The organism is Streptomyces sp. NPDC046727, from assembly GCF_040645635.1.
Taxonomy (GTDB): domain Bacteria; phylum Actinomycetota; class Actinomycetes; order Streptomycetales; family Streptomycetaceae; genus Streptomyces.
Map to the genome: position 1 here is coordinate 33,721 of NZ_JBEYYR010000028.1, position 13,538 is coordinate 47,258.

The 13,538-nt window shown below is 72.3% G+C and carries 15 protein-coding genes and 1 riboswitch; of the genes, 9 read left to right on the top strand and 6 right to left on the bottom strand.

The genetic code is table 11. The features are described from left to right. Positions 1–13 precede the first annotated feature (13 nt). From ABZ937_RS29090 to ABZ937_RS29100, 3 genes are all read right to left on the bottom strand, one after another. Positions 14–943 (bottom strand): LLM class F420-dependent oxidoreductase, encoded by a 930-nt coding sequence (locus tag ABZ937_RS29090; RefSeq protein ID WP_361696298.1) that lies wholly within the window; start codon positions 941–943, stop codon positions 14–16. Positions 944–1,047: 104 nt separating this feature from the next. After that, positions 1,048–1,734: a DUF5995 family protein gene (locus ABZ937_RS29095; RefSeq protein WP_361696299.1), complete on the bottom strand. Its 687-nt coding sequence runs from the start codon at positions 1,732–1,734 to the stop codon at positions 1,048–1,050. Between the two features lie 97 nt (positions 1,735–1,831). After that, positions 1,832–3,235, bottom strand: coding sequence for a solute carrier family 23 protein (locus tag ABZ937_RS29100; RefSeq protein WP_361696373.1), 1,404 nt, complete (start codon positions 3,233–3,235; stop codon positions 1,832–1,834). Between the two features lie 179 nt (positions 3,236–3,414). Here ABZ937_RS29100 and ABZ937_RS29105 point away from each other — a divergent pair, with 179 nt between their 5' ends. After that, positions 3,415–3,873 (top strand): thioesterase family protein, encoded by a 459-nt coding sequence (locus tag ABZ937_RS29105; protein WP_361696300.1) that lies wholly within the window; start codon positions 3,415–3,417, stop codon positions 3,871–3,873. Here the strand turns inward: ABZ937_RS29105 and ABZ937_RS29110 are convergent. After that, the gene (locus tag ABZ937_RS29110) at positions 3,833–5,047 is read right to left on the bottom strand and encodes an MFS transporter (protein ID WP_361696301.1); all 1,215 of its coding nucleotides are present in this window, start codon (positions 5,045–5,047) and stop codon (positions 3,833–3,835) included. The two genes, ABZ937_RS29105 and ABZ937_RS29110, sit on opposite strands and share 41 nt — an antisense overlap. A 120-nt stretch (positions 5,048–5,167) precedes the next feature. On the opposite strand from ABZ937_RS29110, the gene ABZ937_RS29115 reads away from it, so the two are divergent. Then, the gene (locus ABZ937_RS29115; RefSeq protein WP_361696302.1) at positions 5,168–6,373 is read left to right on the top strand and encodes an ROK family transcriptional regulator; all 1,206 of its coding nucleotides are present in this window, start codon (positions 5,168–5,170) and stop codon (positions 6,371–6,373) included. A 17-nt stretch (positions 6,374–6,390) separates the two neighbouring features. Here ABZ937_RS29115 and ABZ937_RS29120 read toward each other — a convergent pair whose 3' ends face one another. Both ABZ937_RS29120 and ABZ937_RS29125 read right to left on the bottom strand, forming a co-directional pair. Then, on the bottom strand, positions 6,391–7,146 hold the full coding sequence (locus ABZ937_RS29120) for an NAD(P)H-binding protein (RefSeq protein WP_361696303.1): 756 nt from the start codon (positions 7,144–7,146) through the stop codon (positions 6,391–6,393). A gap of 127 nt (positions 7,147–7,273) precedes the next feature. Then, entirely contained in the window at positions 7,274–8,167 is an 894-nt protein-coding gene (locus ABZ937_RS29125) for an RNA polymerase sigma-70 factor (RefSeq protein ID WP_361696304.1), read from the bottom strand. 258 nt (positions 8,168–8,425) lie between these two features. Then, positions 8,426–8,556: riboswitch (FMN riboswitch) on the top strand. Positions 8,557–8,719: 163 nt separating this feature from the next. Between ABZ937_RS29125 and ABZ937_RS29130 the strand changes: the two genes are divergently transcribed. From ABZ937_RS29130 to ABZ937_RS29160, 7 genes are read left to right on the top strand one after another with little or no spacing between them, the layout of a single operon-like run. Beyond that, positions 8,720–9,325 (top strand): riboflavin synthase, encoded by a 606-nt coding sequence (locus ABZ937_RS29130; protein WP_361696305.1) that lies wholly within the window; start codon positions 8,720–8,722, stop codon positions 9,323–9,325. Beyond that, positions 9,322–9,963: a nicotinamide mononucleotide transporter family protein gene (locus ABZ937_RS29135; RefSeq protein ID WP_361696306.1), complete on the top strand. Its 642-nt coding sequence runs from the start codon at positions 9,322–9,324 to the stop codon at positions 9,961–9,963. Before ABZ937_RS29130 ends, ABZ937_RS29135 begins: the two co-directional genes overlap by 4 nt. After that, positions 9,960–11,249, top strand: a complete 1,290-nt coding sequence (locus ABZ937_RS29140; protein ID WP_361696307.1) for a bifunctional 3,4-dihydroxy-2-butanone-4-phosphate synthase/GTP cyclohydrolase II — start codon at positions 9,960–9,962, stop codon at positions 11,247–11,249. Before ABZ937_RS29135 ends, ABZ937_RS29140 begins: the two co-directional genes overlap by 4 nt. A 19-nt stretch (positions 11,250–11,268) precedes the next feature. Continuing rightward, entirely contained in the window at positions 11,269–11,754 is a 486-nt protein-coding gene (gene ribH, locus ABZ937_RS29145; RefSeq protein WP_094221666.1) for a 6,7-dimethyl-8-ribityllumazine synthase, read from the top strand. Positions 11,755–11,788: 34 nt separating this feature from the next. After that, a complete protein-coding gene (locus ABZ937_RS29150) occupies positions 11,789–12,061 on the top strand; it encodes a phosphoribosyl-ATP diphosphatase (protein ID WP_361696308.1) in 273 nt (90 codons plus the stop codon). A 53-nt stretch (positions 12,062–12,114) separates the two neighbouring features. After that, entirely contained in the window at positions 12,115–12,963 is an 849-nt protein-coding gene (gene hisG / locus ABZ937_RS29155; protein WP_361696309.1) for an ATP phosphoribosyltransferase, read from the top strand. A gap of 16 nt (positions 12,964–12,979) precedes the next feature. Then, positions 12,980–13,450, top strand: a complete 471-nt coding sequence (locus ABZ937_RS29160; protein ID WP_361696310.1) for a PH domain-containing protein — start codon at positions 12,980–12,982, stop codon at positions 13,448–13,450. Positions 13,451–13,538 lie beyond the last annotated feature (88 nt).

A 13,538-nucleotide genomic window follows, 5' to 3' on the forward strand; every position in this document is an offset into this window, starting at 1 on the left:
TGGGCGGCCGGCCTCAGACTCCGGCCGCCCGCGCCTTTTCGAACACCTCGGCAGCCACGTCCACCAGCTCCCGCGCGTCCCGCGCGCTGCCCTGGAGGTCGATGAGGATCTCCGCCATGCCGATCCCGTCGAACTCCACCAGGTCCGCCACGATCTGGTCCACGCTGCCCTGGAAGGGCCTGCGGCCGGCGCCGTCGTACGGCTCGGCCCGCAGGGTGGCGTTCGCCCGCAGCACGGTCCGGATCGGCTCGGTACGGCCCCGCTCCTCGGCCAGCTCCCGCAGCTCCCGCCACTGGGCGGTGACCTGCTTGAAGCTGAAGCCCGCCGGAAGCCAGCCGTCGGCGTGGTCGACCAGCCGACGGAAGGCCCGCCTGTTGCTCGCGGCCAGCAGGACGGGGATCGGCCGGGCCGGCTTGGGCCCGACCACGGCCGAGGCGATCCTGGTGAGCCGCCCGTCGTGGACGACCGGATCCGGTCCCCACACGGCCCGGCAGACCTCGATGATCTCGTCCAGGGCCGCGCCGCGCTCCGCGAACGGCAGGACGCCCGAGGCGGCGTACTCGTCCAGGGACCAGCCGGTGCCGAAGCCCGCGATCACCCGGCCCCCGCTCACCGCGTCCAGCGTGGCCAGCGCCTTGGCCAGCTGGAACGGCTGGTGCAGCGGCGCCACCAGGACACTGGAGCCCAGCTCCGCCCGCTCGGTGGCCGCCGCGGCCAGGGTGAGCGTGACCAGCGGGTCCGCCACGTTCCGGTACTCGTCGGGCCAGGGCAGGCCCTCGATGTCGTACAGCCCCTGGGTGGCGGGTTCGGGGAACAGGGCCCGCTCGAAGACCCACAGGCTGTCGTAGCCGATCCGTTCGGCGGCGCGTGCCACCGCGGGCACGTCCGTGCCGATCGAGTACTGCCGCATCTGGGGAAGACTCAGGCCGAGCCGGGTCGCCATAACGGTGCTCCTCTGCGATCGGGTGCTTGCCGGGCAAGGGAAACGTACGACGTTCAACCAGTTGTTCCTGGGGAGGCGCGCTCAGCGGCGGGATCCGGCCACGGTCAGTCGGGGAGCGGTGTCAGCAGCATCCGGCCCGCGAACCCCACCGCCGCGTCCAGCCGTTCGGTGAACTCCTCGGCGACATCGGCGCAGTGCCGCAGCGCCCACAGGGCCCGGGCCGCCGCCCAGGTCGCGTCCCGGGCCCGCTCCAGGCTCCAGGAGCCCAGCAGATGGGTGAGCGGGTCGGCGATCTGGAGCAGGTCGGGGCCCGGCATCAGATCCTCGCGGATGCGCTCCTCCAGCGACACCAGGAGATCGCCGACGCGGTCGAACTCGTCCTCCAGATCGGCCGGTTCGCAGCCGAGGGTGCGGCAGGTGTCGAGCACGGCCAGCGCCAGGTCGTGCCCGATGTGCGCGTTGATGCCGGCCAGCGCGAACTGCAGCGGCCGGACCCCGGGATGGCGGCGCAGCTGGAAGAGAGGCCGCCAGCAGGCGGGCGGGCGGCGGTCCGTGGCAGCCGCGTCGACCGCCGCCAGGTAGCGCTCGGCGAACCGCACGTCCAGTGTCGCCGCCGCGCGTGGGTTCGCGAACTCCCCGGCGTCCAGGCGTCGGTCGACCTCCTCGGTGACGGCGAGATAGACGCGGTTGAACACGGCGACGCCGTCCCGTGCGGGCAGGGCCGCGTCGAGCGCGCGCATCCGCGCGAGGACGACGTCGACGGGGGTGGTGGAGTATGCCGGCTGCGCCATGGGGGAAGGGTCCCAGCCCGCGGCCGGCCGGCGCGCCGACCGGCCCGGTGCTTCGCCGGAACGGGGGACGCCGGCCGCATACGCCGGCGGGGTGCGCCTACGGCTGGGCGCCCGGTGCCTCGGGGCCCGCCTCCTCGTCGTACGAGGACGTGCCCTCGTCCAGCAGCGGCTCCTGCCGCTTCAGATGGGTCGGGGCGAAGGCGCGCAGCGCGTGGTAGCCGGTGATGACGACCAGGGTGCCGAGGGCGATGCCGCTGAGCGAGAAGGTGTCGGTGAACTTCATGCTGACGTTGCCGACGCCGATGATGATGCCGGCGGCGGCCGGCACCAGGTTCAGCGGGTTGCGCAGGTCCACCTCGGCGTGCAGCCAGATCTGGGCGCCGAGCAGGCCGATCATGCCGTAGAGGATCACGGTGATGCCGCCGAGGACGCCGCCCGGGATCGCGGCCACGACCGCGCCGAACTTCGGGCACAGGCCGAAGAGCAGGGCGAAGCCGGCGGCGGCCCAATAGGCGGCGGTGGAGTAGACGCGGGTCGCGGCCATCACGCCGATGTTCTCCGAGTAGGTGGTGTTCGGCGGGCCGCCGACGGCCGTCGACAGCATGGAGCCGACGCCGTCCGCCGAGATCGCCGTGCCGAGCTTGTCGTCCAGCGGGTCCCCGGTCATCTCGCCGACCGCCTTGACGTGGCCCGCGTTCTCGGCGACCAGGGCGATGACGACCGGCAGCGCGACCAGGATCGCCGACCACTGGAAGGACGGCCCGTGGAAGTGGGGCAGCCCGATCCAGTCGGCCTTGCCGACGCCGGAGAAGTCCAGGCGCCAGTGGTCGACGACCTTGCCGCTGCCGTCGTTGGAGTGGATCTTGCCGAAGACCCGGTCGAGGAGCCAGGAGATGCCGTAGCCGAAGAGCAGGCCCAGGAAGATCGCGATGCGGGACCAGAAACCACGCAGACAGACGACCGCGAGACCGGTGAAGAGCATCACCAGCAGGGCCGTCCACTGGTCCTGCGGCCAGTAGGTGGAGGCGGTCACCGGGGCCAGGTTGAAGCCGATCAGCATGACGACGGCGCCGGTGACGATCGGCGGCATCGTGGCATGGATGATCCGCGCGCCGAAGCGCTGCACGGCGAGGCCCACCAGGAACAGCACGGCGCCGACGACGAGGACCGCGCCGGTCACGGTGGCGCTCGTACCGCCCTGGGCGCGGATGACGGCGGCCACCCCCACGAACGACAGGGAGCAGCCGAGGTAGCTCGGCACCCGGCCGCGGGTGGCGAGCAGGAAGATCACGGTCGCCACGCCCGACATCATGATCGCCAGGTTCGGGTCCAGGCCCATGAGTACGGGCGCCACGAAGGAGGCGCCGAACATCGCGACCACGTGCTGGGCGCCCAGGCCCACGGTACGGGGCCAGGAGAGCCGTTCGTCGGGGCGTACCACCGCTCCGGGCGCGGGCGTGCGCCCGTCACCGTGCAGCTTCCAGCGCACGCCGAGGTCCATGGTGGGGTTTCGCTTTCTCACGTACATGAAGACGGTCCGGACCATTGTCAGGGGTACGGCGCGGGCGGGCTGACCCGCGCTGACCTGGGGGCTTCCCGGCCGGGCTGCTGAGCGGTCGCTTAGTATGGTGGCGTACGGGGGTGCCGCCACCCCGCCAGCGCTGCCCAGGAGCCCGTCCCGTGACCGCCGAAGCCCCGATCGCCCCCGCCCTCTCCTACGGCCGCCTGATCCCCGTCACCGTCCACTTCGACGACCTCGACGCGCTCGGGCTGCTGCACAACGCCCGCTACCCGCTGATGGTGGAGCGCGCCTGGACCGAGCTGTGGAACGAGTACGGCGTCCGCTTCGACGGCGACTGGGTGGCGGCCGGCGACGCCTGCAACGCGGTCCGCGAACTGCGCATCGGCTACGAGGCGCCGGTCACCCGCCCCGGCACCTACGCCGTCCACCTCTGGCTGGAACGGCTCGGCACCACCGGCCTCACCTACGGCTTCCGGTTCTGCTCGGCCGACGGGACCGAGACCTACGCCCGGGGCGCCCGGGTACTGGTCCGGCTGGACGCGACGACCATGCGCCCCGCGCCCTGGAGCGAGACCTTCAGGGCCGCGGGCCGGGAACTGCTGCGGCCCGCGGACTGACCTCCGCCCGGCCCCCGCGCCCGGCGGTGCGCAGTACGCCCGCGAACACCGCGAGCCCGCACGCGAGCGCCGTCACCACACAGAACGACACCACCAGGCTGGTCGCCTGGGCCACCCCGCCGATCAGGCTCGGCGCGATCAGCCCCGAGGTGTAGGTGATCGTCGCCACGCCCGCGATGGCCTGGCTGGGGTGGGGTCCGGCGTGCCCGGCCGCCGCGAAGCACAGCGGCACCACCACCGCGATGCCCAGCCCCATCAGCGCGAACCCGGTCATCGCCACCGCCGGATGCCCGGCGGACACGATCAGGAGCCCGCCCAGTACGGCCAGGACACCGCCGGCCCGCACGGTGCGGACCGCACCGAAGCGGTTCACCACCGCGTCCCCGGCGATCCGGGCCACGGCCATGGTCAGCATGAACCCGGTCGTGGAGGCCGCCGCGAGCCCGGCCGAGCTGTCCAGCCGGTCGCGCAGGAACACCGCCGACCAGTCCAGGCTGGCGCCCTCCGCGAACACCGCGCAGAAGCCGACCGCGCCGATCAGCAGCGCGGAGCGCGGCGGCAGCGCGAACCGCGGCGGCGGTTCCTCGTCCTCGGCGGGCTGGAGGTCCAGCACCCAGCCGCAGGCCACGAACCCGAGCAGGGTGAGGACGGCCGACGCGAGGGCGAAGTGCAGACGCGCGTCCGCGCCGAGATGCGCCGCGAGGGTGCCCGCCGCCGAGCCGATCAGGGCGCCCGCGCTCCACATGCCGTGCAGCCCCGACATGATCGACTTTCCGAGCAGCCGCTCGACCTCCACGCCGAGCGCGTTCATCGCGACGTCGGCCATGCCCGCGGTCGCGCCGTAGGTGAACATCGCCAGGCACAGGGTGACGAGATTCGGCGCTACGGACGGCAGGACCAGGGACAGTGTCCACAGCGCCAGCAGCCCGCGCAGGGCCGTACGGCTGCCGAAACGGTGGCTGATCCGGCCCGCCAGCGGCATCGCGCACGAGGCCCCGAACGCCGTGAAGGCCAGTGCGAACCCCAGCCGGCCCGCGCCGAGCGAGGTGTGCTCCTGGATCCACGGCACGCGGGTCGCGAAGGAGCCGGTCACGGCGCCGTGCACGGCGAACACGGCCGCGACCGCGTACCGCGCGCGCCTGACCTCATCCCGTGCGTCACCCACGTCACCCATGTTCCAGCCCCTCCCCGGGAGTTCCCGACCGCGCCGTCGCGGCACCGCCGTAAACTATCAGGGAGCCTGCCTGATAGATAGTGCATATCGCGGCCGCCCCCGTCTGGGAGGATTTCCGTCATGCCCGCATCACCCAGCACCGCCCGGGCCATCAACGACCGGCTCGCCCTGCGGCTGTTGCAGCAGGAAGGCCCGCTCACGGCAGGGCGGTTGAAGCAGCTGACCGGACTGTCCCGGCCGACGGTCGCGGACCTCGTCGAACGGCTCACCGTCTCCGGCCTGATCACCGTGGTGGGGGAGTCCGGCGAGGTGCGCCGGGGCCCCAACGCCCGGGTCTACGGCATCGTCGCCGACCGCGCCCACCTCGCCGCGCTCGACGTGCGCACCGAAGGCGTCCTCGTCCTGGTCTCCGACCTGGTCGGGCGGGTGCTCGCCGAGGCGTCCGCGCCGATCGGCGGGGACACCGGGACCGAACCCGCCGTGGAGCAGGCGGTGGCCGCGGTGGAGAGCGCGGTGAAGGAGGCCGGCGCCGACCGGCTGCACACCGTCGGCATCGGCGCGCCGGGCCTGATCGACCCGGCCACCGGCGACCTGCGGGACTCGGCCGGCCTGCCCGCCTGGCACCGCAGCCTGGCCGCCGCCCTGCAGGACCGGCTGCCCGGCGCCCGGGTCACCGTCGAGAACGAGACCAACCTGGCCGCCCTGGCCGAACAGCGCGAGGGAGCCGCCCAGGACCGGGACACCTTCGTCCTGCTCTGGCTGGGCCACGGCGTCGGGGCCGCGGTCGTCCTGGACGGCACCCTGCGCCGCGGCGCCTCCGGCGGCACCGGCGAGATCGGCTTCCTGCCGGTCCCCGGCACCGGCACGCTGCCCTCGGCGACCGACTGCGACGGGGGCTTCCACTCACTGACCGGCGCGGCGGCGGTCGTGACACTGGCAGCGGAGTGCGGCCTGCCGACGCCGGCCACGGCGGACGGGCCGGGGGCGGCCGAAGCGGTACGGGGGGCTGTGGCCGAGACGGCGCCGGCGGGGGCCGGTGACGGCCCGGCCGCCCGCTTCCTCCACACCCTGGCCGACCGGATCGCCGTCGGCGCCGCCTCCGTGGTGGCCGTCCTGGACCCCGGCTGCGTGGTGCTCGGCGGGGAGGTCGGCCAGGCCGGCGGCGCGCTGCTCGCCGGACTGGTCGAGGCACGGCTGCGCCGGATGTCGCCCCTGGCCACCGAGGTACGGGCGAGCAACCTGGGCGGCGCAGCCGTGCTCCGCGGCGCCCTGCTCACCGCCCGCGAACGCGCCCAGGACGAACTGTTCGCACCGCCGGAGCGCTAGGCTCCGCCGGCGGACGCTCAGTGTCCGCCGTTCCCCGCGAACCGTCGTGCCAGGTGCTCCTCGAAGGTCACCCTGCCCTCCGCGTGGTCCGGTGTCAGATGGCCGCCCGCGCGGAAGGCGCGGTACGTCTTGCCGAACAGCGGCACCCGCACCACCGGCCGGCGCCGGCCGGTCGCCCGCAGATAGGCGCGGGCCAGCGAGTCGACCGTACGGACCTCGGGGCCTCCCATGTCCGGTACCCGCCCGGCCGGGGCCGCCAGTGCCAGCTCCGTCAGCCGCTCGGCCACCTCGGCGACCTCGACCGGCTGGTCCGGTACCCCCGCCGGGGCCGCCAGCACCGGTGACTTGGCCAGGCCCTCGAAGAGGGTGAGCAGCAGGTCGTGGAACTGTGTCGTCCGCAGCACGGTCCAGCCCAGCCCCGACTCCTCGATCAGCCGCTCCACCGCGAACTTGGTCCGGTAGTAGCCGAGCGGCACCCGGTCCACGCCGACGATGGAGATGTAGACCAGATGGCCCACCCCGGCCCGGCGGGCCGCCTCGACGAGGTTCCGGGCCGCCTGTTCGTCCCCGCCCTTGGGCGTGGTCGCGCAGTGCACGACCGTCTCCACGCCGGCCAGGGCCGCGTCCAGGCCGGCCCCGCCGACGCGCAGGTCGACGGCGTACGGCTGGGTTCGCCGGCTGAGCACCCGGACCTCGTGCCCGCCCGCCCGCAGCCGCTCCGTCACGAGCCGGCCGAGGGTTCCGGTTCCGCCGGTCACCAGGATCGTGGTCATGCCGTTCTCCGTCCCTTCGGACACCCGGGCGCTCCCCGCTGGAGCACCCTTCGTCAACCTGGACCGGACAGCCACCCGGAAATGTGACAACCCCCGGCGGAGTTCTTCTCGCGGCGGCGAACCCCTCTCACGGCCGGCCCAGCTGCCGGCGCGCGAACTCCAGCTTGTCCGGGTTGACCACCCCTCGCACCTGTGCGATCAGCCCGTCCCGCAGCTCGAACACGGCCACCCCCACCAGCGTGCCGCCCGCCCAAGCCGCCAGCGCGCCCGCCCCGTTGACCTCGACCGCCGTGAAGTCCACGCCCGTGAGGAACTTCCGGCTGATGCCCGCCAGGAAGCGCATGACCTTCTCCCGGCCCTCGATCGGCCGCAGCGCCGCCGTGACCTTGCCGCCCCCGTCGCTCCACCAGGTCACGTCCGCGGCGAGGAGCCGTTCCAGACCGGCGAGGTCACCCTCCCGGGCGGCCGTGACGAACGACGCGACCAGTTCCTCGCGCCGCTCCGGAGCCGCCTCGAAGCGACCGCCCTCCGGCTCGGCCACCCGCCGCGCCGCCCGCCGGTACAGCTGCCGGCAGTTGGCCTCGCTCAGCTCCAGGACGTCCGCGATCTCCCGGTGGGCGTAGCCGAACGCCTCACGCAGCACGTACACCGCCCTTTCGGCCGGCGTCAGCCGCTCCAGCAGCACCAGCAGAGCCATCGAGACCTGGTCGCGCCGCTCGGCCGACTCCATCGGGCCGAGCGTGCCGTCGGAGGTGACGACCGGCTCCGGCAGCCAGGTCCCGACGTACCTCTCGCGCCGCGCCCGGGCCGAGGCCAGCCGGTTCAGACAGAGGTTGGTGACGGTCCTGGCGAGCCAGGCCCCCAGATGTTCGATCGCCTCCCGGTCGGCGCCGCTGAACCGCAGATACGCGTCCTGCACCGTGTCCTCCGCCTCCTGGGCGGAGCCGAGCAGCCGGTAGGCCAGGCCGAACAGGCGGGGGCGATGGGCCTCGAACGCGTCGACGGGCAGGGCGATCTCCATGCGCTCACCCTGCCAGAGCCCTGGCGGCCCGGCGGCGGGCAAGGGCCGTCGTCACCGCCACCGGGCCCGCCCGCACCCTAAAAGGACTAGACCAGTGCGGTCAATGGGTCCGGACCAAGCTCAACCCGGCCCCGGAACCGGCCGGTTGGCCGAGGTGACCGCATGGCGCGAAACCGACGACACGTACTGTGAGCGAGCCCACACCCTTCACCCGTATGGACGAGTGCCGGGCGTGGCACACTGGCCCTGTACCAGAAGCAGCGCACTCCGGGGTCGGTGAAAGTCCGAACCGGCGGTTACAGTCCGCGACCCGGTCGCTTCCAGCGGCCGGTTGACCAGGTGAAATTCCTGGACCGACGGTTAAAGTCCGGATGGGAGGCAGTGCGCGGCGGGCGGGCATGCGTGTTCCGTGTGCGCGCCGCCGTATCTGGGCTCGTCCGTATGCGGGCGGGTCCGTTTCCGGCGACGCCTGCGGTGTGTGCTCATCCGTATCAGCTGTCGTCATCGACAGGCCCCGGAGTCCGTGCCCGAAGAGGCAGGAGGACCCGGGAAGTGTTCACCGGAATCGTCGAAGAGCTGGGTGAGGTCACCGCCGTCGAGAACCTCGGCGACGCCTCCCGTTTCCGGCTCCGTGGCCCCGTCGTGACCGAGGGCGCGCAGCACGGCGACTCCATCGCCGTGAACGGGGTCTGTCTCACCGTCGTCGAGCACGAGGGTGACGAGTTCACCGCCGACGTCATGGCCGAGACCCTGAAGCGCTCCAGCCTGGGCGCGCTCACCGTCGGCTCCCGCGTCAACCTGGAGCGCCCCACCGCCGTCGGCGCCCGCCTCGGCGGCCACATCGTGCAGGGGCACGTGGACGGCACCGGCGAGGTCCTGGCGCGCACGCCCTCCGAGAACTGGGAGATCGTGAAGATCTCCCTGCCCGCCGAACTCTCCCGCTACGTCGTGGAGAAGGGCTCCATCACGGTCGACGGCATCAGCCTCACCGTCGTGGACGCGGGCACCGACCACTTCACCGTCAGCCTCATCCCGACCACCCTCGCCCTCACCACGCTCGGCGTGAAGCAGCCCGGCGACCCGGTCAACCTCGAAGTGGACGTCATCGCCAAGTACGTCGAGCGGCTGCTCGCGAACGGGCGGGAGGCCGGCCGGTGAACTGGCTGAACTCCGAGGCGTTCACCCTCTTCGGCCAGCACATCATCTGGTCGGACATGGTCGGCAACATCCTCGGCCTCATCACCCTCGCCCTCGGCTGGCGCCGCTCCCTGTGGACCTGGCCCGTGCAGTTCCTGTCCGGCCTCGTCCTCTTCGCCGCCTTCTACGGCCACCTCACCGGCAGCGCCGGCAAGCAGGTCGTCGTCATGGCCGTCGCGCTGTACGGCTGGTGGCAGTGGCAGCGCGGCAAGGGCACGGCCGACGACGGCCGGATCACCGTACGCTTCGCCACCGGGCGCGAGCGCCTGGCCATGCTCGCCGCGGCAGCCGCCGGCACCGTCGCCGTCGCCCTGCTCTTCACCGCCTACCCGAAGCTGTCCTGGGACCCCTGGCCCGACGCCTACATCTTCGTCGGCACCATCGTCGCCATGTACGCCCAGGCCAAGGGCATGGTCGAGTTCTGGTTCGCCTGGCTGCTCGTCGACCTCGTCGGCGTGCCCCTCAACTTCGCCAACGGCTACGCCTTCTCCGGCTTCGTCTACGTCATCTACGGCGCACTCGTCCTGTGGGGCATGCGCGACTGGTGGCTGCGCTCCCGCAGGAGCCCGCAGCCCGCACTGGAAGGAGCGCCGGCATGACCGCGGCACCGCTGCTGTACGACACCGAAGACATCGAGAACCTCACGCTCGACCCGGTCGAGCAGGCCATCGCCGACATCGCCGCCGGCCGCCCGGTGGTCGTCGTCGACGACGAGGACCGGGAGAACGAGGGCGACCTCGTCATCGCCGCCGAACACGCGACCCCCGAGATCGTCGCGTTCATGATGAGCGAGTGCCGGGGACTCATCTGCGCGCCCATGGAGCCCGAGGAGCTCGACCGGCTCCAGCTCCCGCAGATGGTCCAGGACAACACCGAGTCCATGAAGACCGCGTTCACCGTCTCCGTGGACGCCTCCGCCGCCCACGGGGTGAGCACCGGCATCTCGGCCGCCGACCGTGCGACGACGCTTCAGCTGCTCGCGAGCGGTACGGCCGAGCCGGCGGACTTCGTACGCCCCGGTCACATCTTCCCGCTGCGCGCCCGGCCCGGCGGTGTCCTGGTCCGCAACGGCCACACCGAGGCCGCCGTCGACCTCGCCCGGCTCGCGGGCCTGCGCCCGGCCGGCGCCATCGTGGAGATCGCCGGCGAGGACGGCCGCATGCTGCGGCTGCCCGAGCTGATCCCGTTCGCCCGCAAGCACGGCCTGACGATCATCTCCATCGAGGACCTGATCGCCTACCGCCGCGACAGCGAGCCCACCGTCCGCCGCGAGGCCGAGACCCGCCTGCCCACCCGGCACGGCACCTTCACCGCCTACGGCTACCGGTCCACCGTCGACGGCGTCGAGCACGTCGCCCTCGTCCACGGCGAGATCGGCGACGGCGAGGACGTCCTGGTCCGCGTCCACTCCGAATGCCTCACCGGCGATGTCTTCGGCTCCCTGCGCTGCGACTGCGGCCCCCAGCTGGACACCGCCCTGGAGCGCATCCAGGAGGAGGGCCGGGGAGTCGTCGTCTACCTGCGCGGACACGAGGGACGCGGCATCGGTCTGCTGTCCAAGCTCCGGGCCTACGAACTCCAGGAGCAGGGCCACGACACCCTGGACGCCAACCTCGAACTCGGCCTGCCCGCCGACGCCCGCGACTACGGCGCGGGCGCGCAGATCCTCGCCGACCTCGGCGTGCGCGGCGTCCGGCTCATGACCAACAATCCCGACAAGACCGACGCCCTGCTGCGTCACGGTCTGAAGGTCACCGGCCGCGAGCCGATGCCCGTCCAGGCCGGCGAGCACAACCTCCGCTACCTGCGCACCAAGCGGGACCGGATGGGGCACGACCTGCCCTGGCTCGACACCCCCGCCGTGTCGGCCTGCAGCAACCAGTAACAGAGCACGAAGGAGAGACGTGAGCGGCAAGGGTGCACCGGAACTGTCCGTACGCAACGTGAGCGACCTCAGGGTCGCCGTCATCGCGGCGCAGTGGCACGAGAAGGTGATGGACGGTCTGGTCGACGGCGCCCTGCGCGCCCTGCACGAACTGGGCATCGACGAGCCGACCCTGATCCGGGTCCCCGGCACGTTCGAGCTGCCGGTCGCCGCCAAGGTCCTCGCGGGCCGCGGCTACGACGCGGTCGTCGCCCTCGGTGTCGTCATCCGGGGCGGCACGCCCCACTTCGACTACGTGTGCCAGGGCGTCACCCAGGGCCTCACCCAGGTGGCCGTCGAGACCGGCGTCCCCGTCGGGTTCGGCGTGCTCACCTGTGACACCGAGGAGCAGGCCCTGGACCGGGCCGGCATCGAGGGCTCCAACGAGGACAAGGGACACGAGGCCGTGACGGCCGCCGTGGCGACGGCGGCCACGCTCCGCTCAGTATCTGAACCCTGGCACTGAGGAGTGGCGCACACCGCGTAGGGTGGGCAGCACCATGTCCAAGAAGACGTTCGAGGAGCTCTTCACCGAGCTCCAGCACAAGGCCGCAGCCGGCGACCCCGCCACCTCCCGTACCGCAGAGCTGGTCGGCAAGGGCGTCCATGCCATCGGCAAGAAGGTCGTCGAAGAGGCCGCCGAGGTCTGGATGGCCGCCGAGTACGAGGGCAAGGAGGCGGCCGCCGAGGAGATCTCGCAGCTGCTGTACCACGTCCAGGTGATGATGGTCGCCCGCGGGATCTCCCTCGACGACGTCTACGCCCACCTGTAACCCGCCTGCTGCACCAGCCGTAGAAACCCCTTCACGCAAAGGAAGCCGACCTCATGCTGCGCATCGCCGTCCCCAACAAGGGTTCACTGTCCGGCCCTGCGGCGGAGATGCTGCATGAGGCCGGCTACCAGCAGCGCCGCGAGTCCAAAGAGCTGCGCATCGTCGACCCGGAGAACGAGGTCGAGTTCTTCTACCTCCGCCCCCGCGACATCGCGATCTACGTCTCCTCCGGCATGCTCGACATCGGCATCACCGGCCGCGACCTGCTGATCGACTCCGGCGCCGACGCCGAGGAGATCCTGCCGCTCGGCTTCGCCCGCTCCACCTTCCGCTTCGCCGCCAAGCCCGGCACGGCGGACGGCATCGAGGACCTCAAGGGCAAGACGGTCGCCACCTCGTACGAGGGGATCGTCGCGGGGCACCTGGCCGACAGCGGCGTCGACGCCTCCGTCGTCCACCTGGACGGCGCCGTCGAGACCGCCATCGAGCTGGGCGTCGCCGAGGTCATCGCCGACGTCGTGGAGACCGGCACCAGCCTGCGCAACGCGGGCCTGGAGGTCTTCGGCGAGCCGATCATGAAGTCCGAGGCGATCGTCATCCGCCGCACCGGCGCCGACGCCGAGGAGCCGAAGGTCCAGCAGTTCCTGCGTCGCCTCCAGGGCGTCCTGGTCGCCCGGACGTACGTGATGATGGACTACGACTGCCGGGTCGAGCAGCTGGAGAAGGCCGTCGCGCTCACCCCCGGCCTGGAGTCCCCGACCGTCTCCCCGCTGCACAACGAGGGCTGGGTCGCGGTCCGTGCCATGGTCCCCGCCAAGGAGGCCCAGCGGATCATGGACGACCTCTACGCCATCGGCGCCCGCGCCATCCTGACCACGGCCATCCACGCCTGCCGCCTGTAGAGGGGTACGCCGACCGATGACCGAACAGACCCCCCTTCCCGAGCTCCCGGTCACCTTCCGGCCGGGCCACACCCGGGCCGTCCTGCTCACCGCCGGTGTCGTGATATTCCTGGTGATATCCGGGATCGCGATGCTGCTGGAGCACCTCGGCCCGGGATCGAAGCTCAGCTTCGTCATCACCGGGGCGCTCATCTTCTGGGTCCTCGCCCAGCTGGCCCGGGTGAAGGTGGTCGCCGACGACTCCGGCGTCACCGTGGTCAACATCGCCAGCAAGCGGCGCCTGGCCTGGGCGGAGATCGTCCAGGTGAACCTCCGGCCGGGCGACCCCTGGGTGTTCCTCAACCTCAGCGACGGCACCAGCCTGCCCGCGCTCGGCATCCAGCCGGGCATCGCCAAGCGGCGGGCCATAGCCGACGCACAGGCCCTCCGTGCACTCGCCGAGGCCCACTCCGGCACGTCAGCCCTGCCGCACGAGCCCAGATCTTGATTAATCTGGTGGGCGGAGGCCTTTCGCTGCGCCTCCGCCCCTGCGTGCCGCCCGGTGCACAGGGGTTCCTGCTACCCGAGGAGTGACT